At 62.2% G+C, this 26,178-nt stretch carries 20 protein-coding genes, 1 tRNA gene and 1 pseudogene; 15 read left to right on the top strand and 7 right to left on the bottom strand.

Features of this window, described 5'->3' with window-relative positions; translation table 11 throughout:
* Window positions 1-9: 9 nt before the first annotated feature.
* Genes C0V82_RS20200 through C0V82_RS20190 form a run of 3 tightly spaced genes read right to left on the bottom strand, consistent with a single transcriptional unit; the run spans window position 10 to window position 6,506 of the window.
* Window positions 10-2,232, bottom strand: a complete 2,223-nt coding sequence (locus C0V82_RS20200; protein WP_199772556.1) for a carboxylesterase family protein — start codon at window positions 2,230-2,232, stop codon at window positions 10-12.
* 8 nt (window positions 2,233-2,240) lie between these two features.
* Window positions 2,241-3,620, bottom strand: a complete 1,380-nt coding sequence (locus tag C0V82_RS20195; RefSeq protein WP_199772555.1) for an alpha/beta hydrolase family protein — start codon at window positions 3,618-3,620, stop codon at window positions 2,241-2,243.
* Between the two features lie 33 nt (window positions 3,621-3,653).
* A complete protein-coding gene (locus C0V82_RS20190; protein ID WP_102114177.1) occupies window positions 3,654-6,506 on the bottom strand; it encodes a TonB-dependent receptor plug domain-containing protein in 2,853 nt (950 codons plus the stop codon).
* A 327-nt stretch (window positions 6,507-6,833) separates the two neighbouring features.
* On the opposite strand from C0V82_RS20190, the gene C0V82_RS20185 reads away from it, so the two are divergent.
* Both C0V82_RS20185 and C0V82_RS20180 read left to right on the top strand, forming a co-directional pair.
* Window positions 6,834-7,577 (top strand): dienelactone hydrolase family protein, encoded by a 744-nt coding sequence (locus C0V82_RS20185; protein ID WP_102114176.1) that lies wholly within the window; start codon window positions 6,834-6,836, stop codon window positions 7,575-7,577.
* A gap of 71 nt (window positions 7,578-7,648) precedes the next feature.
* Window positions 7,649-8,752, top strand: coding sequence for a lactonase family protein (locus C0V82_RS20180; protein ID WP_158660079.1), 1,104 nt, complete (start codon window positions 7,649-7,651; stop codon window positions 8,750-8,752).
* A gap of 12 nt (window positions 8,753-8,764) precedes the next feature.
* On the opposite strand, the gene C0V82_RS27335 is transcribed toward C0V82_RS20180, so the two are convergent.
* The gene (locus C0V82_RS27335; protein WP_188595164.1) at window positions 8,765-8,959 is read right to left on the bottom strand and encodes a hypothetical protein; all 195 of its coding nucleotides are present in this window, start codon (window positions 8,957-8,959) and stop codon (window positions 8,765-8,767) included.
* Window positions 8,960-9,006: 47 nt separating this feature from the next.
* On the opposite strand from C0V82_RS27335, the gene C0V82_RS27080 reads away from it, so the two are divergent.
* Window positions 9,007-9,099 (top strand) — tRNA-OTHER (locus C0V82_RS27080).
* Between the two features lie 454 nt (window positions 9,100-9,553).
* On the opposite strand, the pseudogene C0V82_RS27990 reads toward C0V82_RS27080, so the two are convergent.
* Window positions 9,554-10,000, bottom strand: a pseudogene (locus C0V82_RS27990) (LysR family transcriptional regulator); the annotation flags it as partial.
* Window positions 10,001-10,379: 379 nt separating this feature from the next.
* Between C0V82_RS27990 and C0V82_RS20170 the strand changes: the two are divergent.
* The 12 genes from C0V82_RS20170 to C0V82_RS20115 all read left to right on the top strand — a co-directional run bounded on the left by C0V82_RS20170 (window position 10,380) and on the right by C0V82_RS20115 (window position 23,108).
* Window positions 10,380-11,939, top strand: a complete 1,560-nt coding sequence (locus C0V82_RS20170; RefSeq protein WP_102114173.1) for an aldehyde dehydrogenase (NADP(+)) — start codon at window positions 10,380-10,382, stop codon at window positions 11,937-11,939.
* 123 nt (window positions 11,940-12,062) lie between these two features.
* The gene (locus C0V82_RS20165) at window positions 12,063-13,037 is read left to right on the top strand and encodes an ABC transporter substrate-binding protein (RefSeq protein ID WP_102114442.1); all 975 of its coding nucleotides are present in this window, start codon (window positions 12,063-12,065) and stop codon (window positions 13,035-13,037) included.
* 192 nt (window positions 13,038-13,229) lie between these two features.
* Complete coding sequence (locus tag C0V82_RS20160; RefSeq protein WP_102114172.1) at window positions 13,230-14,255, top strand: amidohydrolase family protein; 1,026 nt, start codon at window positions 13,230-13,232, stop codon at window positions 14,253-14,255.
* Window positions 14,256-14,277: 22 nt separating this feature from the next.
* On the top strand, window positions 14,278-15,126 hold the full coding sequence (locus C0V82_RS20155; protein WP_102114171.1) for an amidohydrolase family protein: 849 nt from the start codon (window positions 14,278-14,280) through the stop codon (window positions 15,124-15,126).
* Window positions 15,127-15,157: 31 nt separating this feature from the next.
* Window positions 15,158-16,444 carry an MFS transporter gene (locus tag C0V82_RS20150; protein WP_102114170.1) on the top strand — a complete coding sequence of 429 codons (1,287 nt, stop codon included), beginning with the start codon at window positions 15,158-15,160 and terminating at the stop codon, window positions 16,442-16,444.
* 34 nt (window positions 16,445-16,478) lie between these two features.
* Window positions 16,479-17,462: a DODA-type extradiol aromatic ring-opening family dioxygenase gene (locus C0V82_RS20145; RefSeq protein ID WP_102114169.1), complete on the top strand. Its 984-nt coding sequence runs from the start codon at window positions 16,479-16,481 to the stop codon at window positions 17,460-17,462.
* 13 nt (window positions 17,463-17,475) lie between these two features.
* Window positions 17,476-17,922 (top strand): HpcH/HpaI aldolase family protein, encoded by a 447-nt coding sequence (locus C0V82_RS20140; protein WP_199772553.1) that lies wholly within the window; start codon window positions 17,476-17,478, stop codon window positions 17,920-17,922.
* Window positions 17,882-19,044, top strand: a protein-coding gene (locus C0V82_RS20135) for an IS3 family transposase (protein WP_102114168.1) whose coding sequence is annotated in 2 segments (ribosomal slippage) — window positions 17,882-18,155 and window positions 18,155-19,044 — 1,164 coding nt in all. Because the reading frame shifts where the segments join, the coding sequence is not laid out codon by codon here. The genes C0V82_RS20140 and C0V82_RS20135 overlap by 41 nt, the downstream gene beginning before the upstream one ends.
* 76 nt (window positions 19,045-19,120) lie before the next feature.
* On the top strand, window positions 19,121-19,642 hold the full coding sequence (locus tag C0V82_RS20130; RefSeq protein ID WP_199772552.1) for an aldolase/citrate lyase family protein: 522 nt from the start codon (window positions 19,121-19,123) through the stop codon (window positions 19,640-19,642).
* 52 nt (window positions 19,643-19,694) lie between these two features.
* Complete coding sequence (locus tag C0V82_RS20125; protein ID WP_102114167.1) at window positions 19,695-21,245, top strand: acetolactate synthase large subunit; 1,551 nt, start codon at window positions 19,695-19,697, stop codon at window positions 21,243-21,245.
* 28 nt (window positions 21,246-21,273) lie between these two features.
* The gene (locus C0V82_RS20120) at window positions 21,274-22,161 is read left to right on the top strand and encodes a type 2 periplasmic-binding domain-containing protein (RefSeq protein ID WP_102114166.1); all 888 of its coding nucleotides are present in this window, start codon (window positions 21,274-21,276) and stop codon (window positions 22,159-22,161) included.
* Entirely contained in the window at window positions 22,161-23,108 is a 948-nt protein-coding gene (locus C0V82_RS20115; protein ID WP_102114165.1) for an aldo/keto reductase, read from the top strand. Before C0V82_RS20120 ends, C0V82_RS20115 begins: the two co-directional genes overlap by 1 nt.
* Here C0V82_RS20115 and C0V82_RS20110 read toward each other — a convergent pair.
* Entirely contained in the window at window positions 23,075-24,337 is a 1,263-nt protein-coding gene (locus C0V82_RS20110) for an MFS transporter (protein ID WP_102114164.1), read from the bottom strand. The genes C0V82_RS20115 and C0V82_RS20110 overlap by 34 nt on opposite strands.
* Before the next feature lies 1 nt (window position 24,338).
* Window positions 24,339-26,024 (bottom strand): thiamine pyrophosphate-binding protein, encoded by a 1,686-nt coding sequence (locus C0V82_RS20105; protein WP_102114163.1) that lies wholly within the window; start codon window positions 26,022-26,024, stop codon window positions 24,339-24,341.
* Window positions 26,025-26,178: the final 154 nt, after the last annotated feature.

Genomic DNA, 26,178 nt, shown 5'->3' with positions numbered 1-26,178 from the left:
TTAGAGGCATTACCAAGCGGGTTGACTGGCGTAGAAGCGCTTCCAGAAGTCGGTTCGTTCCGGGCTTGCAACCGGGATAGGGCGGAAATTGTCTCCGAGCTCCATTACCTGCGGCACCTGCGCGCTATAGGCTGGCCATTCCGGCAGACCAGGTGCATTGGGATCACCCTTCTTAATGATGTTGGCCCAGTAGGATGACATGATATCCGCAATGCGACGGTCTTCAGCAGTCCAGGGCTTGTCAAGCTTGTCCAGGCTGTTGAACACATAAGGAATTTCAGAGCCGTGATAGGCACCGCGGGTCGCCTGTGTCGGGCCGGGGATCGCATGGGTCCAGAAATAGGTATGGACGGGGGCCATGTTGGCCTTGGTCCATAAGGTGCCCCACATCCAGGTGGAGATACGTGAGTTATCGCGCGCGGCGGTGTTGTTCTGTCGCGCCGCCTCGTCATCATTGGTTGCGGGGTAGAGTTTCAGGAATTCATCCGCTAGCGGCCCGAACTTGCGCTTTGCGGCTGTCTGGTATTGCGCCAGCGTCACACTGGTCTGCGGCATGCCGGGGCGGGGCGGGGTCGTGCTGGCCCGGATGGCAGGCACGGCTGTTTCTGGCACAGCACCCGTCTCGTCCTTGTTGTTGCCAGCAACATATTTCACCTTGTTCTGCGTGCCCGATTGATAGGTGTCCCAGTAGGATTGTGGAACGACCCACCCGTCAATCACGGGGCGGAACAACGGTGGCTTGCCGTCGCTGCCGGTCTCTACGCTGGCGTCAATGGTGTTGGAGCCTTCGATCAGGGTCTGCCACGGCAACTGCCGCAGCTCGGCCAACGATTTCACGCTATACTTCGCAATATAGGCAGTTCCCGCCCTCTCCGCCGCATCCTTGGTGCGCCAGGAGACGGACAGGTAACGCAACTCTGTATCGCGTGGATACCGGGCATGGCTCTGTCCGATGCTGGCCCGGAACAGGTCGGTGGCCAACGGTGACATGGACAGGAATCCCACCGAGCCGGCGCCCGCCGATTGGCCGCCGATCGTCACCTGTTCCGGGTCGCCGCCAAAAGCGGCGATATTGCGCTTCACCCATTGCAGGGCGGCGATATCGTCCAGCAATCCATAATTGCCCGAGGCGTTGTGTCCAGACTCCTGGCTCAGTTCCGGGGTGGCCAGAAAGCCCAGTACGCCGACACGATAGTTGAAGGTCACGACGACCACGCCCTTGGCAGCCAGACCCTCGCCATCGAATTCCGGATTGGCACCCGTCCCGCCGATGAAACCGCCGCCATAGATCCAGACATAGACGGGGCGCTTCTGCTTGCTGCCGGGCTGGGCGCCGGTCCAGATATTCAGGGTCAGGCAATCTTCGCTTTGCGGCAGGCCGCCCGCCATTTCACCGCCCGGCTGTGGGCAGGCGGGGCCGAAACTGTCGGCCTTGCGCACGCCCTCCCAGGCCAGTGGAGCAGCAGGTGCCCGCCAGCGTAAATCCCCGACCGGCGGTGCCGCATAAGGAATACCGCGATAGACAGCGATTTCCGGATTGCGGCCTGCGGTGCCGGTCAGCCGACCTGTTTCCACTGCAACTGGTATATTGGAAGCTGCCACGCCCGCCTTCTGCGACGGACCGGCCGCGTAGCCCACCAAGTCGCCGATGGCCAGCACATGGCCGCGCATGGCGTCCTGCAAGGCGGCGAAAGTTACCTCTCCAGACAGGGGCAGCACGGTGTCCAGCGCCACGACCTGGAAATGGTAGGCGTGGCGGCGCGTATCATGCGGGTGGGGACCGGCATATCCGGCGACCGGCCCATGGACATTGGGGCCAAAACCGGCCCCCCTTGGTGCAGTCAGGTGGCCTGGGGCCAGGGACAGGGTGTCCGCTGCAATATTGTACAAGGTCAGATGGATGCTGGTGCCCGCGTCGGCTGATCCTTCCTGTCCGCGCGTCCCTTGCATGACCACGATATAGGAGCGGGTTCCGGCTGGTCCCTTCGACCAATTCAGGCCGGGAAACAGGTTCTCCCCGTACTGTGTGGCGGACAGGGGCAGGTCGCCACCTTCACCGAAACCAGGGCTTGTCACTGTCAGCTTGGTTGAGGCCGGCAGGGCGTTGACCAACAATTGCCGGTCATGGCCGACGCTACCCGGCATTGGCTGCGCCAGGGCACCAGAGACGGTAATGGCCAGCAAGCAGGTGGTGAGAAGGGCGCGGCGGCCCGTGGTCAAGCGCATCGTCATGTCCTTAATCATCCGCCGGAAAGGCCACCGAAGCGGCCGGGCTTGGCCAGCCAAGCGTCGATATAGTCATAGGTGGTCTTTTGCGTATCGCCGAATTCGCCAGGCTGGCGTTCACACGCCTTGCAGGTGTCGAACAGATGCGTGGCCCCGTCGACGAAAGCGATGGTCTTGTCCGGGCTCTGTGCCCGTTCATAAATAGTTTCGGCGGCCAGAAATTCCCAATGCCCCGTCATGCCCATGACCAGCAGCGGCACCGTCACCCCCTGCACATTGCCCGGCGGGCTGGCATAGGTGGACGTCCAGTCGATACCGCGGACGCTTGTTTCGTCATAGCCGAAATCGGGCAGGGTGCGGACAGCATAGCTGTTCAGGTAATTGCGTACCGTCGTCTTCAGGGCACCCTTGATCAGGGAAGGGGAGTTGTTGCGGGTATTCTCCGGCACCCGGACAGTCTTGACGATCTCCGTCGTTACAAGACCACCGGAATGGAGCAGCGGCCAGGGCTTTCGGGTGCGGGACATCAGCCGGATATCCTGGGCGAACAGTTTGTTGTTGCTGCCTAGCAGGATCGCCCCCGGCACGACAAAGGGTGCATCATCCGCGAACGGACCCTTGCCCGCCTGGATGTCGGCTAGCGCCATTTGCGCCTTGGCGATCAGGCCGTTGTTACGCTGCCCGGCCGCCGTCAGGAACTTACCTGTGAATTCCGGGCTGTAGGTGGAGCCCGACGGGGTGAAGCCATTGGCCGGGTTGAACATGTCCAGCGCCGGGTCCAGGGCCATTCCCGCCTTTTCGTCCTTCACGGCGGGGTCCAAGCTGAACAGCGTCATGGCGCCCAGGCCCCAGTTACTGTCGATCAGCATCAAGCCGTCAGCGGCCGGCAGGCCGGCAAGACTGTCAGGGCATTTCCAGATCTTTTCCGACGACTGGCATACCTTGGTTCCACCTTCGGCGATGAATTGATATGCGCTCATGACCGTGCCGCCGCCGCTATGGCCCAGCAGCACGACATGTTTCACGCCAGGATGCCGCCGCAGCCAAGCCACGCCTTCCTTTGCCTCCAGCAGCACTTGATCCAGCATGCCGTCATTGGAGATGCCGGATTTGCTGCTGCTGTTATTGGCGCACAGCACGCGATATCCCCGGTGCGACAGCTCTGTGCAGCCGGGAAAGCTCAGATAATCGGCGGCGGAATGCATGATGAAGATGGCGGTCTCAGCCTTGGGGCCAATCACCGCGGGTTCATACAGCACGCCTGGGACACCCCGCGCCAACGGGACGAAGCTGGTGCGGGGGGCTGCCGCCGTCTGTGCCGGGGCCTGCTGGATGCCCAGCAGGACCAGCGCCGACAGGGCGGCAACCGAAGAAAAGACGCGTAAGAAGGACATGGCGGCTTCCTGTCGGCAACACGTGGCGGGGCTTTAGCCCCGGATACGGAAGCCGATCAGGAAGGCGCGGCCCGTCGGGTCGTCGGAGAATTCGAACGACTGGCCTGCTGAGGTGGTGCCACTGTAATAACCGCTGAGCGGCGGGGTCGCGTCGAAGACGTTGGTGACCGACAGATAGATGGAACTGCTGTTGATCTTCCAGGCCGACCCGGTGTCATAGGTAAAGGTCAGGTTGGTGGTTCCATAGGGGCTGACATGCGGGTCGGCGAAGACCTGACCCTCGACACCGCTGCGCTTGAAGGCATTGCGCCAGCGCTGGAACACATCCACCTTGAATTCGTCGGTCGCCTGATAGGAGAGGAAGGCCGACAGTTGAACGCTGGGGCTGGGCATCAAACCGTTCTGGCCCCAGCCCGCACCACCCTGGTCGATGGTGGCGATGCCCGGCTGTTCATAGTAGATGTGCGGCTGGTAGTTCGCCATCACACGCAGGCCTAATGGCCGGTCGAATACCTCCGTGCTGTACCCAAACTCCGCATCCAGGCCCCAGGTGCGTACGCGCGCGATGTTCTGCGGCTTGTTATAAAAGGCGGTGACAGTGCCGGCGGCATTGCGCTGGATCAGCGCGCAATAGGGTGAGGTGCCGTTGCTGCCATAGCAGGCATTCTGGATGGCCGCGTTGAAGCCCTGCACGATGGTGATCGCGTCATTCACGACGGTCTTGTAATAATCCAGCGTGAAGGTGGCGCCGGGCAGGAATTCGGGTGCATAGACAGCGCCGATTGTATGGGTCCGCCCCACCTCTGCCGACAGATCCTTGTTGCCATCATTGATTGACGGCACGAACACGGCGGTGTTGGTCTTCGTATCGACGAAATTGCCATTGATGATGGTTGTCGGCTGGAACAGGTCGTAGAGCGTCGGTGCGCGGATATCGCGGGAAACGGTACCGCGGAACTTCAACGCATCATCCACTTCCCAGACGCCGCCAACCTTCCAGGTGCCGTAATCACCGCTGGTGCTGTAATCGGTATAGCGGGCGGCACCGTTCAGGTTCAGTGCCTTGACAAAGGCCATGTCGGCCAGCAGCGGCACCTCAACCTCAATTGCCGCTTCCTTCACGCTCTGCGTGACCTTGCCGCTGCGCGGGTAGGTGGTCGGATAAAGCGTGGTCGTGGCCGTACAATTGTATCGAAGCCCGGCACAATTCGCGAGATCGGTGGGCGAGGCGGTGCTGGCCGCATCGAAAGAGATGCGCCGCGCCTCACCCGATAGTGCCACATTGACCGGGCCGGCCCAATTGTCGAACAGCGATCCGGAAATGGCGAAATCGCCGGCATCCATCTTGGTATGGGTCAGGAAATTCACACTGCCCAGCACGTAATCCAGGGCCTGCTGGCTGGAGGAGGTGGGGCCAAACAGGTTCAACGGCACGCAGCCAGCATAGAAGGCATTGGTCAGGCTGGCCTGACAGACGATGCTGCCTGTCGCTGGGTTGACCACCGCGTCGAGTGCCGCCGAAAGGCGCTGGGCATTGGGCAGGTTGTTGACAGTCGTATCCAGGCGGGAGCTGCCATGGCTGTAGCTGGCGTTCCAGTTGAACCCGCCCAGATCACCCTCCAGGCCGGTGATGTAGTAATATTGGTCGGTCTTGGCGACGGCTTCCAGCCGCGGCGCGTCCTGCCAGATCTTGTTCATGGTGAAGGTCGTCCGGCCCGCCGCCGCGAAGGCATTACGATATTCTGCCGACAGGAAGGGATTGGCAGTGCTGATCGTCAGGCCCGTTAATTGGTTCCAACCCGTATAGCCGGTATTTTCCTTCAGGTTGGCCGAGGCCTGGGCGAAGAAATGCACATTCTCGGTCAGGTCGTAATCCAGACGACCGAAAAGCTGCGTTCCCTCCGACGGGGAAACCATCGAGCTGTTTTGATAAGCGCCGTCGCCGCCGATCTGACAGCAGCTCGACCCGGTGCTGGTGCCCCGGTCGAAGGTGGTCAGCACGCCATTGGTTTCGAAATGCTGGCCATTATACAGGCCGGTGGACGTGATCAGGCCACCGAAGCTGAAGGTACGCAGGCGCACATCGCTGTTCAGGACGAAGGGGTTGGCAGCCGTGCCGGCGCCCTGTAGCGCGACCAGGTTGTTCCAGTCGCGGTCATAGGCTCGGTTCAGGATACCGTCATTCTCACGCCGCTGCACGCTGGCCTCAAAATGGCCATTGCTGCCGATATCGAAACCGAAGGCGGCAGAGACATTGCGATTCTTGGCGTCGCCCTCCTGGGATACGCCCATTTCAGCATTGGCCTGGAACCCGTTGAAATTCCGGTTAAGCACATAATTGACGACACCGGAAACGGCGTCCGAACCATAGACGGCCGACACACCACCCGTCACCACATCCACGCGCTTGATCAGCGCCTGCGGGATGATATCCACATCGACGGCGGAGTTGTAGAGCGTCGGCGGCACCCGGTGACCGTCGAACAGCACCAGTGTGCGATAGGCGCCCAGGTTACGCAGGTTCAGCACATTGGCATTGCCATTGCCACCCTGCACGCCGGTGGCGTTGCTGCCGGGGTTGCTGAAGGAATTGCGCGAGCCGGAGAAGACCGGGAGATTGTTCAGCGCATCGGAGATCGACCCTGACGGTGCGGCTGCGAACAAGGCGCTGCTATCGATGGTGGTCAGCGGCGTCGGGCTGGCAGACCCGTCCCGGATCACGCGGGAGCCGGTGACCACGATCTCCTCCAGCACCAGCGTGTCGTCGCCCGACGTTTTGCCGGCTTCGCCAGCGTTGCTGCTTGCGATCTGTGCGAGGGCCGGATGTGACAGGCAAAGTGCGCTCGCACCAAGCAGCAGCTTGCGCAGAAAGGTCGTGGACTTCATGGCGTTTCTTCCCGGCTATTCTTCTGGGCCTGCGGCTCCGGTCAGCCCCATCGGGGCGACAGTCCACAGGAATTTGAGGCTTCTATTCATCGTTTGCATGCATCGGTGTTCAGGGGGGTATTGGTTTTGGGGGGCGATGAATAAGTTATGGGTGCCCCCGTCCGCCGCGTGCCGGTCGGTCGGCCTTCCTGGGCGAAGGCAGCCTTCGTGACTGCTCACCTCTAATCAATCGCAGAAAACCCAACTCCAATGGCCCTCAAACGCTCAGTGGCGCTACTGTTGCGGCTGGGCTGGCGCCTTTAGGTTGTCTTTGAAAGGTGGCATTGAATGCAATGTGTGGATATCCAGACGCGGGACGGAATGTGCCCTACCTGGCTGCATCTGCCTCAGGGGACGGGGATCTGGCCCGCGGTCATTCTATACATGGACGGGCCCGGTATCCGTCCGGCATTGCATCGGATGGCGCGCCGCTTGGCCGAAGCCGGATACGCTGTTCTGCTTCCCGACCTGTTCTACCGGTCGGGCGCCTATGAACCGGTTGATCCCAAGGTCACCTTCACCGATCCCGTACTGCGTCAGGCGCACCGGGAAAAATACATGGCGCCGGTGACACCAAAGGCCGTAATGGCCGATACAGAAGCATTGCTTGCCTTCATGGCAACACGGCCCGACATCAAGGCTGGTCCGGTCGGTGTCGTCGGTTATTGCATGGGCGGTCGGCTGGCCTTGGTCACCGCGGCGACGTTTCCGGACCGGATTGTGGCCGCGGCGTCCTATCATGGCGGTGGGCTGGCCAACGACACGCCCGGCAGCCCGCATCTGCTGGCACCCCGGATCAAGGCTCGCGTCTATGTTGCCGGTGCCATCGAGGATGCGAACTTTGACGATGATCAAAAGCAACGACTGACGCAGGCGCTGGCCGAGGCCGGTGTTGACCATGTCGTGGAAACCCGTCCCGCCCGCCATGGCTGGGTTCCTGACGATATGCCGGTCCATGACCCGGCGGAAGCTGAACATCATTGGCTGACCTTGTTGGCCTTGTTCGGGCGGAGTTTCGATAAGGCAGCATGAACAACAATAAATCGGGGGGAATGATGATAAGTCCAAGGATGGGCGTCCATTGGTGCGCCGGATTGCTCTCCATGCTGGTTCTGGCAGGGCCGGTGGCGGCACAACCCTGCGAGGGCACGGATTTCTATATTGGTACGCAGGGCAGTGGGCCGGGCCAGGGTATTTTTGCCGCCCGTCTGGATGAGCGGCAAGGGATCCTTTGCCTGGTGGGGTTGGCGGCCGAATTGGAACGACCGACCTGGATTGAGGCGCATCCGACCCGACCGCTGCTTTACGCCGCCAGCGACGACAAGGCCGCGAACGAGACGCGGGGCCGCGTCCTGGTCCTGCGCCCCGCAGGGGATGAAGGTCGCCTGACGGTGATTTCCAGCGCCGATTCCGGCGGGGCCGGTGCCACCCATCTGACCTTCGATGCCAAGGGCAAGGCCATCTTCACCGCAAATTTCCGCTCGGGCACAGCGGGCGTTTTGCCTGTCGCATCGGATGGCACGGTGTCGGCACCCACATCCACGGTGCAGAATGTCGGTACAGGCCCAAAGCCCCGTCAGACATCGCCGCATGCCCATGGCGTGGCGCTGGATGCCGGCGGCAAATATCTCTTTGTGCCCGACCTGGGGGCGGACAAGCTGTTCGTCTATCGCTACGATGCAGGCCAGGGCAGTCTGGTCCCCGCCGCTGAACCGTCGGTCAGCCTTCCACCCGGCACCGGCCCCCGCCATGTCGCGCTGCATCCCAAGGGACGCTATGTATATTTGATGTCGGAGTTCAGCCCGGTCATCTGGGTATACCGCCAGGACACGAAGACCGGCGGCCTGACGCTGCTCCAGTCTATCGCCACGGGTACGGATGACGAGGCTGACACCATCAAGGGGGCGGAGATTGCCGTCAGTACCGATGGGCGCTTCGTCTATACCTCCACCCGTGGGGAGGACACGATCGGTGTCTATGCGGTACGGCGCGACGGCACCTTGCAGGAGGTGCAGCGCGTGCCCAGCGGCGGCAAGGTGCCCTGGTCTTTCCGGTTGCATCCCAACGGCAAATGGCTGCTGGTTGCAAACCAGGGCAGCAATAGCGTGACCCTGTTCCGGCGCAACGCGCGCAGCGGAAAGCTGGAACCGGCTGGCCAACCGCTGACCGTCAACCTGCCGACCAGCGTGGCGTTCTTGGCGCGCTGACAGGGATGGGTGTCACGCGGCGCTTCGCCTGGCTGCCAGGATGCTCCGCGTGCTGACCCGGGATTTCACCAGATTTATGAAATCCTTGTGCAGCGTCGTCGGCAGCCAGTCGGCGCGTGTGGTGATGCCGATAGTGGGACAGGGCAGCGTTTGCTCGATCGGCACCCTCACCAGCAGGCTCTCATACTGAAGCTCATAGGAGGTCATCAGGGTCAGCCGGTCGCTGCCGGCCACCAGATGGCGGATGACGGGCAGGGCGCTGGTGACGATGGGGGTACGCGGCCTCGTACCGCCCGCGAACAAGCCGTCAAAACAGTTGCGCCGGTTCGAGCCCGGTGTGCCCACCACCCATTCATACCGGATCAGGTCGGCATTAGAGACGCGCCCATGTTCGAGCAACGGATGGCCGCGCCGACCGACGACTTCGTAGGGTGTTTCGGCCAGGGTCTGGCTGACCAGATCGTCGCCCATGGTTTCCTGTGTTAGGCCAACGACGAGATCGACCTTGCCCTCACGCAGGCGCTGCATCATCTCCGATGCACTCTCATTAGCGATGCGGACATCGACCTTGGGCTGGCTGGCAAGGAATTCATCCAGCACCGACGCCAGCAACACACTACCGCCGAAGGGAAGAGCGCCGATGGTGATGCGGCTTTCGCCCATGTCACGGGCCACGTCGATTTCGTTGATGGCCCAGTCGATCTCCTGTAAAGCCAGACTCATGCGGCGGCCACAGGCCATGCCAGCCGGCGTGACCATCACCCCTTCGGCCGAGCGATAGAAGATGGTCTTGCGCAGATTGCCTTCCAGATCGCGGGCAGCGCGCTGCAACGACGCCTCGGTAATCTGAAGGGTGCGTGACGCGGCAGCGAAGGTGCCATGTTCGATCAACGCCACCAGGCTCCGCACCTGTGACCGTGTCAGTCGATGCACAACCGCGTCGGCCCCCACCTGTCCGCCGGGGACCTCCAACTCAAACAGCGCGTCGACCAACTGCTTGAACATGCGGATGACCCGCCGGTACAGGATATCCCCGGCAGGTGTCAGGTAACTGCCGCTGGCGCGGCGTTCAAACAGCTCGACGCCGATCAATTGTTCAAGTTTCGCCAGGGCCTGGGTTACCGCAGGCTGCGATAGGTTGCATTCTTCCGATCCCCGGCGAACGCTGTTCAGGCGGCCGACACTTTCGAAAAGACGCAGTTGGCGAAAGCTGATCGCATCAAGGCGTTGGGACAATGTCTCTTGCATATTTTGTCCTCCCTGAATGTCACCATATTGAATTTCTTATAGGGTGGGAACGCATTTTCGATGCTGCGCTGCGGCATTGGGAGGCGGGCGTAAACGGTGCTTTCATCCCTGTTCCTAGGCAACTCCTTGTCGCCCTGCAATGACAGAATTCCAAGGATTGATAGTGGGCAACTCCTTGATGTCGTGGAATTTCCCGACGTAAAATACATGCATTCTCCGGTAACGGCTAATCCGGTGAACGGGCCTTGCTTTTGCCGCGCTGCCATATACGCTTTGCAAAAAACTTATCACCCCCTTCACTCTTCCTGGGGGGCTGCGGGATGGAAGCGGGCGTAAGCCAGAGCCGGTAAACGGCAACGACAATCCCAGGGGAGCGACCATGTCCGTATCCGGTGAAATGATCCTGGCCGGTCGTCCGACGCGGGGCGAGGGGGCACCATTCGCGGCCAGCAACCCCGCGACGGGTTCGGCCATCGCTCCTGATTTTCCGACCGCGACACGGGATGATCTGGAGCGTGCCTGTGCCGCGGCCGATGATGCCTTGGCGCCGTTTCGTGCCCTGGGTCCCGCCGACCGCGCCCTGTTTCTGGACCGGATCGCGGAGGAACTGGCCGCCGATGCGAACGCCATTGTAGAACGCGCCATGGCGGAGACCGGCCTGCCGCGCCCCCGGCTGGAGGGTGAGCTGGCTCGCACGATGAACCAGCTTCGTCTGTTTGGCCGTGTGCTGCGGGAAGGCGCTTATCTGGATATACGGGTCAACAAGGCCCTGCCGGACCGCACCCCACCCCGGCCTGACATCCGCCTGTCGATGGTGCCGGTCGGGCCCGTTGCCGTCTTTGGCGCTTCGAATTTCCCGCTGGCCTTTTCGGTGGCCGGTGGCGACACGGCGTCGGCCCTGGCCGCTGGCTGTCCGGTGGTCGTGAAGGCGCATTCATCCCATCCCGGTACATCCGAACTGGTGGCCAAGGCCGTGGCCCGGGCTGCGGCGGCGTGTGGCCTGCCCGATGGGGTCTTCTCCATGCTGTTCGGCAATGGGGCGGATATCGGGGCCGGACTGGTCGCCGATCCGCGCATCCAGGCCGTGGGCTTTACGGGGTCACGAGCGGGGGGGACAGCGCTGATCGCGATTGCCCAGGCCCGTCCGCAGCCAATTCCTGTTTATGCCGAAATGAGCTCTATCAACCCAGTGCTGTTGCTGTCGGGGGCTTTGGAGCAGCGGGGCGAGGCCATCGGCAAGGCCTTTGCCGCCGCCCTCACGTTGGGGGCAGGGCAGTTCTGTACCAATCCCGGCCTACTTCTGGCCGTAGAGGGCCAGGGGCTGGACAGTTTCGTGTCTAGCGCAGCAGCAGCAATCCGCGCCACCACGCCCGCCACCATGTTGAACCGGGGCATCCATCGTGCCTATTGCGCGGGTGTGCGCCGTCTGGCCTCCCATCCGGCCGTGACGCCGTTGGCCCAGGGGGTGTCTGGCGATGGCTGGGTCTGCCAAACGGCACTGTTCACGGTCTCGGCGCGCGACTTCCTGGCCCATCCAGAGTTGCATGAAGAGGTGTTTGGTGCCTGTTCTTTGCTGGTCCGCTGCCGGGATGCCGTGGAATTGCGCACCGTGCTGGCCGCCCTGGAAGGGCAGTTGACCGTCGCCATTCATGCCGAGGGGGCCGATGATCAGGCACAGGCAGCCTGGCTGCTGCCGCTTGTGGAACGTAAGGCCGGGCGCATTCTTTTCGATGGGTTTGGCACAGGGGTGGAGGTCTGTGACGCCATGGTGCATGGCGGACCGTTCCCGGCCACCAGCGATGTACGGACAACATCTGTTGGGTCGCTGGCCATCGCACGCTTCCTGCGGCCCGTCTGTTACCAGAACACGCCGGACACTCTGCTGCCCGCGGAGTTGCGCGACGCCAACCCGCTGAACCTTCCGCGCACCTGCCGCTGATTGAAAACGCGCCGGGCACGACAGGAACTCTGCCCGGTGAATTGACGCCCGCCCCCCAATGGGCGCGACAATGGCGTCAAGAAATCCGAAGTGATCATACCCATGCTTAAGGGAGTGGAACCCGTGACCAAGAAACTGCCGCTGACTTTTGCCGTCGCCGAAATGCCGCACACCTCCGCCGTGCGCAACGGGTCCATCCAGGTTGACGGGGTGGATGGCAACTATCTGACCATCCATCCGCAGATCGCCGCGTTTCGCCGCATGGTGCGCGATGTGGAATTTGATGTGTGCGAATTGGCACCCACCACCTACATCATTGCGCGTGCCTATGGTGCGCCTTTTGTGGCCCTGCCGATCTTTGTACTGCGCAAATTCCACCATTCTGGCCTGCTGGTTCGCCCCGATGCCGGCATCCGGGAGCCCAAGGATCTGGAGGGCCGCAAGGTTGGTGTGCGCGCCTACTCCGTCACCACCGGCGCTTGGACGCGCCAGGCCCTTATGGAAGATCTGGGTGTCGACTGCTCTAAGGTTACCTGGGTCGTGGATGACGAGGAGCATGTGACCCAGTTGAAGCTGCCGGCCAATGTCGAGCATGTGCCGGCGGGCCGATCGCTTTACGACATGATCCAGGCCGGCGACCTAGCTGCGGGCTTTGCTGGCAATGCCGGCGTTGGACGCACGGGCAATCCCACCAGCGGCTGGAAGGAAGTTGAGGTCGATTATCCCGACCTGTTGCCCAACGCTGAGGAACTGGAATGGGATTATTACCGCCGCAGCGGCGTCTATCCCATGCATGGCACCATCGTGGTCCGTGAAAGCGTGTTGAAGGAGAACCCCTGGGTGGCCAAGGCCATCTATGAGGCGTTCGACGAGGCCAAGCAGGGCTGGCTTTCCAAGCTGAACAGTGGCGAGGCCAATACGGCATCCGACAAGCGCTACCGCAAGCTTCAGCAGTTGGTGGGCAATGACCCGCTGCCCTATGGCATCGACGCCAACATCAAGACCATCCAGGCGCTGGAGGAAACGGCCTTTAAGCAAGGGCTGACCCCGCGGCGTATGTCCATCGACGAACTGTTCTTCGATCCGGCCAAGGTGTGATCCCTGCCCCTAACGGCTGGCACTGGGTCCGCCGGCATTGCTGGCGGACCCGCTTTTCCCGGAAACACCGCACGACAGGTCTTATACGGCAGAGGCCAATATCAATGTGCGGCGGCCGGTCCGCCTCACTATCTGATTGATTGCAAATGACTTGGTCCGCTTCGTGCCCGTGCTGGAAATCAAGGAGTTCCCATGATCATCGATTGCCATGGCCATTTCACCACGGTGCCCCAGTCCTTCCGCGACTGGCGGTCGCGTCAGGTGGAATTCGCCGACGATCCGGTGAATGCCCCCAAGATCGCTGACTGTATCGTCACGGACGAGCAGATCCATGAAGGCGTGGGCGGTGGACAGTTGCGCCTGCAGAAGGAACGCGGAAGCGATCTGACCCTGTTCTCTCCCATCGCGGGGCTGATGAGCCACCATCTGGGTAATGAGCGTACCAGCCTGGAATGGGCTGAGGTGTCGAATAATCTGGTGCGACGGGTCTGCGACATTTATCCGGACAATTTCGTGCCGGTCTGCCAGTTGCCGCAATCGCCGCTAGCCCCGCCGAAGAACTCCATCCCTGAACTGCGCCGCTGTGTGGAGCAGATGGGCTTTGTCGGCTGCAACCTGAACCCCGATCCCACGGGCGGCTATTGGACCGGCAAGCCCATGACCGACCGGGAATGGTACCCACTGTATGAGGTTCTGTGCGAACTGGACGTGCCGGCCATGATCCATGTGGCAGCGTCTTGCAATCCGAACTTTCATGGCACCGGTGCCCATTACCTGAACGCCGACACGTCGGTCTTCATGCAGCTTTTGCAGGCGGACCTGTTCAAGGATTTCCCGACCCTGCGCTTCATCATCCCGCATGGGGGCGGGGCTGTGCCCTATCACTGGGGCCGCTATCGCGGCATGTCGTTGGAGATTGCGAAGCGGCCGCTGGAAGGGCTGTTGAACAATGTCTTCTTCGACACCTGCGTCTACCACCATCCAGGCGTGCAGTTACTGACCACGGTCGTGCCATCCAGCAATGTTCTATTCGGTTCCGAGATGATTGGTGCGGTGCGTGGCAAGGACCCGAATACCGACCAGTATTTCGACGATACCAAGCGCTATGTCGACGCCTGCCCGGACCTGAGCGACGCCGACCGTCACGCGATTTTCGAAGGCAATGCACGGCGCGTCTATCCACGCCTCGACGCGCTGTTGAAGGCGCGCCGCCTCTAAGCCCGCCGGGAGGAACCAGGACATGCAATATTTCGATATCCATCCCCACATCATTTCGGATGATGAGAAGCGATACCCGCCGGCCCCTTTGTTCGGCAAGCGGTCTGACTGGTCGCAGGAACGGCCGAACACGGTGGAAAGCCTGATCGCAGCCATGGATGAGGCTGGTGTGGCCAAGGCCGCCGTGGTCCATTCCTCCACCACTTACGGCTTCGACAATTCCTATGTTGTCGATGGCTGCAACCAGTACGCGGATCGCCTTGTTGCCGTGGGTTCTGTGGACATGGTTGCCGATGATGCCTGTGACGTCATCCGGTCCTGGGCTGGCAAAGGGTTGAAGGGGCTGCGGGTTTTCACCGGCGGCTCCACCAAGGATTTCGATCCGTCCGAACTGGAAGATCCGCGGGCCTTCAAGGCCTGGGACCTGCTGGGCGAACTGGAGCTGCCCATGTGCATTCAGACGGGGCCCATTGGTCTGCCGCAGGTAACCATGCTGGCCAAGCGTTTTGCCAATGTTGCCATTATCATGGACCATCTGGGACGGCCCGACGTGCTGGACGGCCCACCCTATGCCAATGCGGCGAGCCTGTTCGAATTGGCGGCCCTGCCCAACATCTACCTGAAGCTGACCCCGCGTATCTTCGGCGACGTGAAGAAGGGCAAGGCCAGCGCCGAGACCTTCTTCCCCAAAGTGGTGGCGGCATTCGGTGCCGACCGTCTGGCCTGGGGTTCCAACTTCCCCACCTCGCCCGGCACGCTGGCGGAGATCAAGGCGGAAGCTGAAGCCGGACTGGCCTGCCTGACCAGTGCGGACCGCGCCTGGATCTTCGGCCGTACGGCGGCGAAGCTGTATCCGACGCTGGCCGATTGACATCACCAGAACATTCATAATGGGAGGAACCATGGCCAGCACGGATACGGGCGCTTTCAGCCCCGTTCTCACTGACCGTCAGGTGGCGTTCAAGCGCTGGACGGCTCTGCTGCTGCTGGCGCTGGGAGTGCTGATCGCCTTCGTCGACCGGACCAGCATTTCCTCCGCCGTCGCAGATGCCGAATTTGTCCGGCATTTCGACCTGTCGGATACGGGGCGCGGCTGGGTGAATGCCGCCTTCTTCTGGTCCTATGGGCTGATCCAAATCCCCATGGGCTGGGTCGTGGACCGGTACGGGGTAAAAACGCCCTATACGCTCTGCTTCATCCTCTGGTGCGTGGCCACGGCGCTGACCGGGATGATGTCGGCCTTCGTGGGGCTGATGATCATGCGCGTCATTGTCGGTGCGGCCGAAGCCGTGGTGATGCCCGCCAGCTACCGCTGGATCCGCAACAATTTCAAGGAAGGGCAGAACGGCACCGCCGTTGGTATTTTCGCGATGGGCAACAAGTTCGGCCCCGCCATCGGCGCGCCCGTTGCTGCCTGGTTGATCGTGCATCATTCCTGGCAGGCCATGTTCATCATCACCGGTCTGGTGGGTCTGGTCTGGCTGGTGCCCTGGATGTTTCTGGTCAAAAGCGATTTGCCGAAAAAGTCGGAAATGCCAGAAATCCGGCGCCGGGCCTCGGTTGTGTCGTTCCGCACAATCATTGTCAGCCCCCTAATCTGGGGCACGATGATCGTGAATTTCTGCTACGGCTATTTCACCTTCTACTGCATGAGTTGGATGCCGGCCTATCTGGTGGAGGAGCGTGGTCTTTCACTGAAGGAAAGCAGCCTCTATACCTTCTTCAGCTTTGCTGGCATCGCCATCGTGGCTGCTATCGCCGGTTGGGCGGCGGACCGGATCATTGCCCGTGGCAAGGACCCCGTGTTTGTCCGCAAGGCCTTTGTCATCGCCGGCTTTCTGGGCGCCTGCACCGTCTTGCTGGGTGTGACAGCGGACAGTCTTCAAGCGGCCTTGTTCTGGAATGTCACCTCGCTGTCCTTCCTGGGGCTGGCCACCGCCAATAACCTGGCACTTTGCCGCCTGACCCTGATCCCGGCCCCGGCTGTAGGACTGGCGACCGGTGTCCAGCAGGTGGCGACCAGCCTGTCGGGCGGTGTGGCGGCCAGCCTGTCGGGATGGCTGTTGCAGGTCAGCGGCTCCTATGCCCTGCCCATGCAGGTCATCCTGGTTTTCCTAATCATCGGCGCGGTGACCACCGTCGTCCTGCTGCGCCCGAAATACGCGCCGAAACTGCCGGCATCCAATTGATCGAATCCAATTGATCGAATGATGGGAGGATAAGATGGCCAAGATCGTCTTCGGAATGGCGGTGCCCCACAGCGGTATGCTGGGTCAGGCGCCGGAGGACTGGCTGAACAATGGTGAGCGGGATCGCAACAATCCCAAGCTCTGGTACCGCAACCGCACCTGGACCTATCCCGAGCTGGAAGCGGAGCGCAAAGCCGCCTTCGCACCGTTCCTGACGATCGAGGAGCGTACGGCCCGTGCGGCCCGTAATGCCGCCGCCCTGGCCGAAATGCGCCGCGCCTATGAGGCGGCGAATGTCGACGTGGCCATCATCCTGGGCAAGGATCAAAAGGAGATCTTTACCCATATTTCCCCCTCTATCGCGATCTATTCCGGGGAGGAGGCGTTCAACGGCCCGCCGCAGCGCGCCGTCTACGCCCCTGACCATGCGGTCACACATAAATGCCACCCGGAACTGGCCACCCATCTGATCAAGTCGCTGGAGGCTGATGGCTTCGATATTGCTGACCTGTTTGAATGGCCGGACAATGTCTGGATGAAGCCGCCGGCCCCCATCGTGCCGCACGCCTACAGCTTCGTGTATCACCAGATCATGGGCGACAACCCGCCGCCCAATGTGCCGATCCTGATGAACTGCTTCTACGAGCCGACACAGCCGCCGATGAAGCGCTGTATCGCCTTCGGTGAGGCGCTGCTGCGGGCCGTCAAGGCCTGGAAAAGTGACGCACGGGTGGCGATCATTGCGTCGGGCGGTCTCTCCCACTTCGTCTGTGACGAGGAGTTTGACCGCCGCATCATCGATATGTTGGCCCGCTACGATTATGAGGGGCTGGGCAATGTTGATGAGCGCTCCTACCAGTCGGGGACGTCGGAGATCAAACTCTATGTCTCCGTCCTAAAGGCACTGGAGGATGCAGGCGCCAAGATGACCCTGGTTGATTACGTCCCGTCCTTCCGCACGGCCGCCGGCACGGGCGAAGGTATGGGCTTCATGTACTGGTCGACGGAAAAGGCCTGAGAGAGGAACGATCATGAGCAACCGGCTCAACGGTATCATCCGTGCCTGGGAAGCGGGCAAGCCTGCCTTTTCCTGCTTCGCCAAGGCGGACAAGCAGACGGCCATCGACCTGTCGGACAGCCCCTATGATGCGCTTGTCTTCGAGATGGAGCATAATCCGTTCGACATGTTGGCGCTGGGCGACGCGCTTCAGTACCTGCTGAACCGTAAACAGATTCACACGGCCCCGACGCTGGCCCCTGCCGTCACCCCCATCGTTCGCATCCCGTCCAACGGGGTGGAGATGAACCAGGCGGAGGCCAAGCAGGCCCTGGACCGCGGTGTATATGGCGTGGTTTGGCTGAGCTGGCCCCGTAAAACTGGACAAGTCGTTAAGCTCGGGATTTGCTCTTCCATAACGGAGAGAGGAAAATCGGAGCATGAGCAAGTCGACACGACGGAACCACAGTGCGTCGTTTAAGGCGAAGGTGGCGCTTGAGGCGCTTCGGGGCGATCAGACAGTGCCGGAGATAGCGGCTAAGCACGGCATTCACCACACGTTGGTGAACGAATGGAAGCGTGCACTTTCTGAAGGGGCGACATCAATATTCGAACGTGGGGTAGACCGATCGGCCAAGGACGCGGCAGGGCTGACGGACGAGCTGTACAAGCAGATCGGCCAGCAGAAGGTACAGATTGATTTTTTGTCACGGGCGCTCGGCAAATGAGCCGGGCGGATAAGCGGGCGATGATCAACCCCCAGTACGCCGACCTGTCGGTGGCGCAGCAATGCACGCTGATCGGCCTCAGCCGATCCAGTTTTTACTACCGACCGGTCAACGACAATGCATCGGATCCGGCGCTGATGGCATTGATCGACAAGCAGTTTCTGGAGACGCCCTGGTATGGATCGCGGCGAATGACGGCCGTGCTGCGCCGGGGTGGTCACAGCGTCAACCGCAAGCGGATACGGCGGTTGATGCGGGTGATGGGTCTGGCGGTGATTTGGCAGAAGCCGAACACCAGCAAACCGAATCCGGCACACAAAGTCTACCCCTACCTTCTACGGGACCTGGTGATCGACCGACCGAATCAGGTGTGGGCAACCGATATTACTTTCATCCCCATGCCAAGAGGGTTCCTGTATCTGGTGGCGATCATGGACTGGTTCAGCCGCAAGGTCCTGTCCTGGCGGCTGTCGAACACGATGGAGGCGGATTTCTGTGTTGAAGCACTGGAAGAGGCCCTGGCACGCTATGGCAAGCCGGAGATTTTCAACAGCGATCAGGGCAGCCAATTCACCAGCATGGCCTTCACCGGCGCGCTGGCGGGAGCCGGTGTGAAAATCAGCATGGATGGCAAGGGGCGGTGTATCGACAACGTTTTTGTAGAGCGGCTCTGGCGCAGCCTGAAATACGAAGACGTCTATTTGCGGGCCTATGACACCGGATCGGCAGCTCGGGCAGGGATCGGCGCCTGGCTGGCGGCCTATAACAGCCAACGACCGCATCAGGGACTGGCCTACCAGACCCCCGATGAGGTTTATCTTCGCCGCCCAGGTTGGACGGGGCTAGCCCCGTCCAACCTGGCTGTGGCAGCATGAAAAATCAGGAGGGCGGATACCGAGCTTAACGACCGACCAAACCTGTCCAGCCATACGGGTCCAGCTCAGGCCGCATGTGAAGACGGTCGAGCAGGCTTACAACGCTGTTGCGTCCTGCCGTTATGCACGGCCCAAAAGCGCGCCGTTGTACGAGCCAAAGGGCGTGCGCGGCGATGGCCCGGCCACAGCCGCCCGCTACTGGGGCCTGTCGCAGCAGGACTATTATAAGGCGGCCGATGTCTGGCCGCTGGCACCGCACGGCGAATTGCTGGTCGGCCTGATGATCGAGAGTGTCGAGGCTATCGAGAACCTGGACGATATGCTGGCCAATGTGCCGGGCATCGGCTTTTGCCTGATCGGGGAGGGTGACCTGTCCCAGGAATTGGGCCTGCCGCGTCAGTATGAACATCCGGACGTGCTGGACGCTATGGCCAAGGTGGTCGCCACCTGCAAAAAGCACAATGTCGTCGTCGGCCACCCGCATGTGACATCCAAGAATGTCGAACGGCTGATCGGCGAAGGTTACCGCTTCTTGATGTCTGCGCCCCAGCGCAGCTTTGGCGTCGTCGGCCAGGGGCGGGAAATCGCGGGCTATTGAGACCGGATAAGGTCTCGCCCATCCGCGATATGATTGGTCAAGGAACACACCCATGAACGGCGCTGAAAGCCTCGTGAACACCCTCGTGGATGAGGGGGTGGATATCTGCTTCGCCAATCCTGGCACTTCGGAAATGCACTTCCTGGCGGCGCTGGAAAACCCGCGCATGCGCAGCGTGCTGTGCCTGTACGAAGGTGTGGCGACGGGGGCGGCCGATGGCTGGTACCGCATGCGCCGTGCGCCTGCTGCCACATTGCTGCATCTGGGGCCGGGGCTGGCCAACGGTCTGTCCAATATCCACAATGCCAAACGTGCCGGCAGCGGCATGGTCAATATCATCGGCGAACATGCCACCGCGCACCTGAAATATGATGCACCGCTGGCGTCGGATATTGAGGGGCTGGCGCGGCCGCTCAGCCACTGGGTCCGCCGCACTATCTCCTCCAACACGCTGGCCGGTGATGCGGTGGCAGCGGTGGAGCAGGCCAGCGCCCGGCCGGGCAAGATCGCCACCCTGATCCTGCCGGGGGACACCTCTTGGGGCGAGGTGACGGTGCCGTCCGGGTCGTTTGCGCGCAGCGGCGTGCCGGCGGCCGGTGTCCCCGACGCGGCGGCGGTGGAACGGATTGCTGCTGTCCTGCGCTCTGGTGAACCCACCTTCATCATCCTGGCGGGTGCTGCTTGTTTCGGCCCGGCCCTGGACTGGGCGGGCAAGGTGGCTGCCAAGACCGGGACGCGGATCGGCACGCAATTCTTCACCTCCCGCATTGAACGCGGGGCGGGGCGCGTGCCCTTGGAACGGCTGCCCTATGCCGTGCCGCAGGCGGTGGAGTTCCTGAAGGCCTTCAAGCATATCATCACGGTCGAAACGGGCGAGCCCGTGGCCTTCTTCAGCTATCCCGGCAAGCCCAGCCTGTTGAAGCAGCCGGATTGCCAGGTCCATCGTCTGGCCGCCGCGGATGAGGATAGCACGTCCGCGCTGGAGATGCTGGCCGACGCTGTCGGGGCCCGGACCCTGGACCCGTTTCGTCAGCCCTTCATCGACAAGGGGGCGCCGTCCGGCGCCTTGAACCCTCTATCCATTGCCCATGCCCTGGCCTCCGCCATGCCGGAGAATGCCATCCTGGTCGATGAAAGCCTGACCACGGGGCGGGAAACGATGGGCCACACGGCGGGGGCTGTGCCGCATGACACGATCCAGAACATGGGCGGGTCCATTGGCTACGGCACGCCGGTTGCCACGGGAGTAGCAGTGGCCTGCCCCGACCGACGGGTGGTCTGCATCGTGGGCGATGGCTCGGCCATGTACACGATCCAGTCGCTATGGACCCAGGCGCGGGAGGGGTTGAACGTCACCACGGTGATCTTCGCCAACCGGTCCTATCAGATCCTGAAAGCCGAATACGCCAATATGGGGTTCGGCGCGCCGGGGCCGCAGGCACTGGCCATGATCGATATCGACAAGCCCGCCATCGACTGGCTTGCCATGGGAAAAAGCATGGGCGTGCCCGCTGTCAGTGTCGGCACGGCCGAAGCGTTTTTCCACGAGCTGGGGCGCTGCAATGCTGCGCCCGGCCCGTCGCTGATCGAAGTCCGTCTTTAAGCCAAACTGAATAAAGGGGAGCGCCACCATGGCCGCCGAAAAGCTGACCCTGCGCACCAATCTTGCCGACTATCCGCAAACGCTGGCCATGAAGGATGGCCGTGTCACCTCGGACGTTGTGGATCTGAACTATTGCGGGCCCGAACAGGCGCATAATGCCTTCAAAGCCATGGTTCGCCGCAACGAATATGATTGCGGCGAGTTGGCCATCGTCACGTACTTGCAGGCGAAAGCCTACAACAAGCCCTATGTGATGCTGCCGGCCCCCATTTCTGGCCGGTTCCAGCATCATTGCGCCGGTTTCAACAAGGAACTCGGCCACCTGAACCCCAAGGATATCGAGGGCAAAAAGGTTGGCGTGCGCACCTATGCCCAGACGACGGGCCTGTGGATCCGCGGGGTCCTTCAGCATGAATATGGCGTGGACCTGGACAAGGTCACCTGGATGACGGTTGGTGAGGGGCATCTGGCCGAATATGCCGATCCGCCCAACTGCACCCCGTTGCCCAAAGGGTCCGATATTGGCCAGATGATGTTGGATGGTGAGTTGGCGGCAACGTTGCAGGGGGTGGACCTGCCCAAGGACAGCCGCGTCCAGCATCTGGTACCAGAGCCGTTCAAGGCGGCGAAGGACTGGTTTGCGCGTGTCGGTGTGGTACCCATCAACCATATTTTCGCGGTACATGAGAGCATTTCGCGCGAACGGCCCGATGTAGTGCGCGAAATCTATCGCATGATCAGTGAGAGCCGGGCACTGACGGCGGGCGGTCTGCCCGACCCGTTCCCGCCCATGGGCCTTGAGGCCAACCGCAAGGGCCTTGAACTCGCTATCGACTGGTCGTTCGAACAGAGGATCATCCCCCGCCGCCTGTCGGTGGATGAACTGTTCGATGACGTCACCGGGTCGCTGGGCTGATGACGCCCCGTCTGCTGGCCGGGCGGGCGGTACGGCCCGTCGGCCTTGGCTGCATGGGCATGTGCTGGGCCTATGGCCCGGCCATGGGGGAGGGGGATGCGGTGCGGCTTCTGCACTGCGCCATCGACCTTGGTTATGATCATTTCGACACGGCGGCGCTTTATGGCGGGGGGCAAAGCGAGACGCTCCTGGGCCGTGCCGTCGCGGGCCGGCGCGACCGTGTGCTGATCGCCAGCAAGGTTGGCCTGTTCGCCCGAGGTGTCGGGCGGGGTATTGATGGACGGCCGGAAACGATCCGCGCCGGCTGCGATACCTCGCTCGCCCGCCTGGGGATTGACCATATCGATCTGTTCTATCTGCACCGTTTGGACCCTACGGTCCCGATCGAGGAGTCTGTCGGCGCCATCGGCCTTTCAGAGGTCTCCGCTGTCACCCTGCGCCGCGCGGCGAATGTGCATCCGATTGCGGCCGTGCAGACCGAGTATTCGCCCTGGTCGCGCAATGCGGAGATCGCCGTGTTGAACGCCTGCCGAAGCCTCGGCACGGCGTTTGTGGCATTTTCACCCCTGGCGCGCGGTGTGCTGGCAGGGGGCGTCGAAGACCCGAACCGACTGGGCCGCGCCGATATTCGTCGTTATATGCCCCGCTTCACTGCGGAAAATTGGCCCGCAAACCGTGAGCTTGCAACGGAATTCGCACTGCTGGCCGAGATCTATGGCATGACGCCGGCACAGCTTTCACTGGCCTGGATTCTGTCACGCGGGGACCATGTGCATGCCATTCCGGGCACGACGTCGCTGGCGCATCTGGAAGAGAATGCGCAGACCATGGAAGTCCCAGAAGACCTGATCGCGCGCATCGACTGGCTGTTCGACCCCGCCAATGTCAGTGGCCCGCGCTATCCGGCCGACGTTCAGGCCGGGGTGGACACGGAGGAGTTCGGCTGAGGTGGGTTGAAATCCCGGGCATGGCGCAGTTCCGGGAACAGCTTTGCCCAGGCCACCGCGATGCCGACCGCGCAGGTACCGCCCACCACCACCGATCCCACCGGGCCGATGGCGGCGGCCAGCGCCCCGGATTCCATCTCCCCCAGCTCGTTGGAGGCGGAGATGAACAGGGTCGATACGGCCCCAACCCGGCCGCGCATGGTATCGGGCGTGGCGATGGTGACCAGCGACTGACGCACATTCACGGAGATCATGTCGGCCGCCCCCAGTACCACCAGACACCCAATAGACAGAGGCAGGTGGGTGGATAGGCCGAAAACGACGGTGCAGACGCCGAATATGGCAACTGCGATCAGCATCTTCACGCCCACCCCGCTGCGCAAAGGCCGCATCGACAGCCAGACACCGGTCAGGACAGCCCCGATGGAAGGGGCGGTGCGCAGCAGACCCAGCCCTTCCGGGCCAGCCTGAAGAATATCGCGTGCGAAGACGGGCAGCATGGCCGTTACCCCACCCAGAAGCACGGAGAACATGTCCAGGCTGATGGCCCCCAGCAGCATGCGGTTAGAAACAACGTAACGGAACCCATCCCTGATCATGCCCAGTGGCTTTGATGTGCCCGTCCCCGGCGGTTGTTCGATGGGACCGACAATCAATTGCCCGGTGACCGCCAAAGCCAGCAGGACTGCGCTGAAGCCAAAGGCACCCCAGGGCGATACGGCAAACACGAAACCGCCCAAGGTCGGTCCGATAATGGCCCCGACGCGGCCGGAAATGGCATAGAGCGCAATGGCGTTGGGCAGGATCTCTGGCGGAACCAATTTCGGCGTCAGGGCATTGTTGGCCGGCATGTAAAAGGACCGTGCCGCTGCAATAAAGGCCGCCAGGATATAGAGCGTCGGCAAGGTGGCTTTGCCGCTCCATACCAGCAGTCCGACTGCGGCGATGCTGGCCATCTGGGCGGTAAGCGACAGCATCACCACGCGTCGGCGGTTGAACCGGTCGGCCACATAGCCGGCGAACGGGCTGAACAGCAAGAAGGGCAGGAACTGCACAGCGCCGATCAGGCCCAGACGGAATGCAGCCGCGCGCACATCCATGGTCTGTCGGGCCAGATCATAGACCAGCCAGCCCAGACAGATGACGGTGGCGCTATGGGCCAGCATGGTCAGCAGCCGCGCCGCGAAGAACCAGCGGAAGCGGCGGTGCCGCAGGGGAACCGGGATCAATTCAGCCCATCCATTGGCTGACGGGGACGTTGGATTGTTCCAGCGGCTGGGCGATCACGTCGATCAGTGTTGGCCCGCCGAAAGACAGCGCCTTGCGGATCACGCCATCCAGTTCTGCCGGGTCGCGGACGGTCCATGATTTGATGCCATAGGCCTCAGCCACCAGCGCATGGTCGGTGCGGTCGAAATCGACGGAGAAGTAACGCTTGCCATAGCCGCTCTTCTGGCTGGCCTTGATCCAGCCGTAGGAGGCGTTGGACATGACGATCATGGTCAGCGGCACGCGCTTGCGTACGATGGTTTCGAGCTCTCCCACCGTGAAGCCAAAGCTGCCATCGCCCATCACGGCCACAACCTTTGCATCCGGCCGACCGTACCAGGCACCGATGGCCGCCGACATGGCAAAACCAAGAGCACCCTGGGCGCGGTTGGTGATGATGCGGGTCGTGCTGTTACGGATTTCAAAATGGCCAGAGAAATAGGGGCAGGGGGTGCCTGGATCGGCAACGATGATGCCATCCTCCGGCAAATGTTCCTGCAAGGCGGCCACCACCCGTTCCGGCCGGATGGGCAGGTCGGGCGACCGTGCCAGCATGTCAAACCGCTCCCGCTTGGCGTTTTTCAGGGCGGCCAGCCGTCGGCGCACACCGCTGTCACGCGGGGCAGTGCGTTGGGCGATTTCGCGGATCAGCGCTTCCAGCGCCAGTTTCGCGTCGCCGATGATGGCCGCATCGTAGCGGTAATTGGCCCCTACCACCATCGGATCGGCATCGATATGGATGACCGGGATGTCATGTCCCGGAACCCGCCCATGTTCGGTGGCGGTGGACCCGGCACGGCAGCCCACAAACACAACCAGATCAGCGCCCTGGATGGCAGCGCGCGTTTCCTCCGTCCCGCCGTTGGTGCCGACCACGCCGACCGCCAGCGGATGGTCGTCCCGGATCGCACCATGACCGGAAATGGTAGAGGCCACGGGCGCGTCCAGTAGTTCCGCCAGATCGCGTAAAGCTTCTTGTGCGCCGGAGATCACCACCCCGCCACCACACAGGAAGAATGGTGCCCGGGCCTTCAGCAGTGCGTCTGCCGCCGAGGCCACGCTGTCCGGGTCGGGGCCGGCGCGAAAGGCGGGGAAGCGGGTATGCTCGGCCTGGGCCCAGATCATCCCGGCATCCAATGTCTGCTTTTGAAGATCATAGGGCAGGCCGATATGAGTCGCCCCCGGTCGGCCTGTGGTCATGGCGCGGAAGGCGGTGCGGAAGAGGTGGGGAATCTGATCCGCCCGGTCCGCTACTGCGTTCCACTTGGTCAGGGGCGCGAACAGGGCCTTCTGGTCCAACTCCGTCAGCGCATAATGCCCCCGCCCGCCCACGGGGATGTCGGAGGTGATGGAGAGCAAGGCGATCGAACTTTCATTCGCCTCCACCACACCGGGCAGGATATAGGTGGCGCCACCACCGCTGGGTCCTTCGCAGATACCGGGTCGCCCGGTGACGCGCGCATAGGCATCGGCCATATAGGCAGCACAGCGTTCATCCCGCGTCAGCACGTGCGTCATGCCATGATCCAGCCGGCAGAGCGCGTCATAGAAGGGGAGGCTGGTGTCACCGCACAGTCCGAACACGTGCCGCACCCCGTGGGCCTGCAGCATCCGCACAGCGGCTTCCGCACCTGTCAACTCATTCATCGTCGGCACTCTTATCCCTGGCGGGGTTGTCGCGCTTGGGCGGTACAGAGGCCGGGCAAGGACAATACCGCGTAAGCGGGCGCGGCCTTTCCCGGCGGCGCGGATTCAGAGCTATATCGCGACCCCTCCTACGGCGGGGTGATTGAACCTGTGC

The sequence above is a fragment of the Niveispirillum cyanobacteriorum genome, assembly GCF_002868735.1.
GTDB lineage: Bacteria > Pseudomonadota > Alphaproteobacteria > Azospirillales > Azospirillaceae > Niveispirillum > Niveispirillum cyanobacteriorum.
Note: the sequence above shows the minus strand (reverse complement) of the source record. Positions and strands in the feature narration are given on the sequence as shown.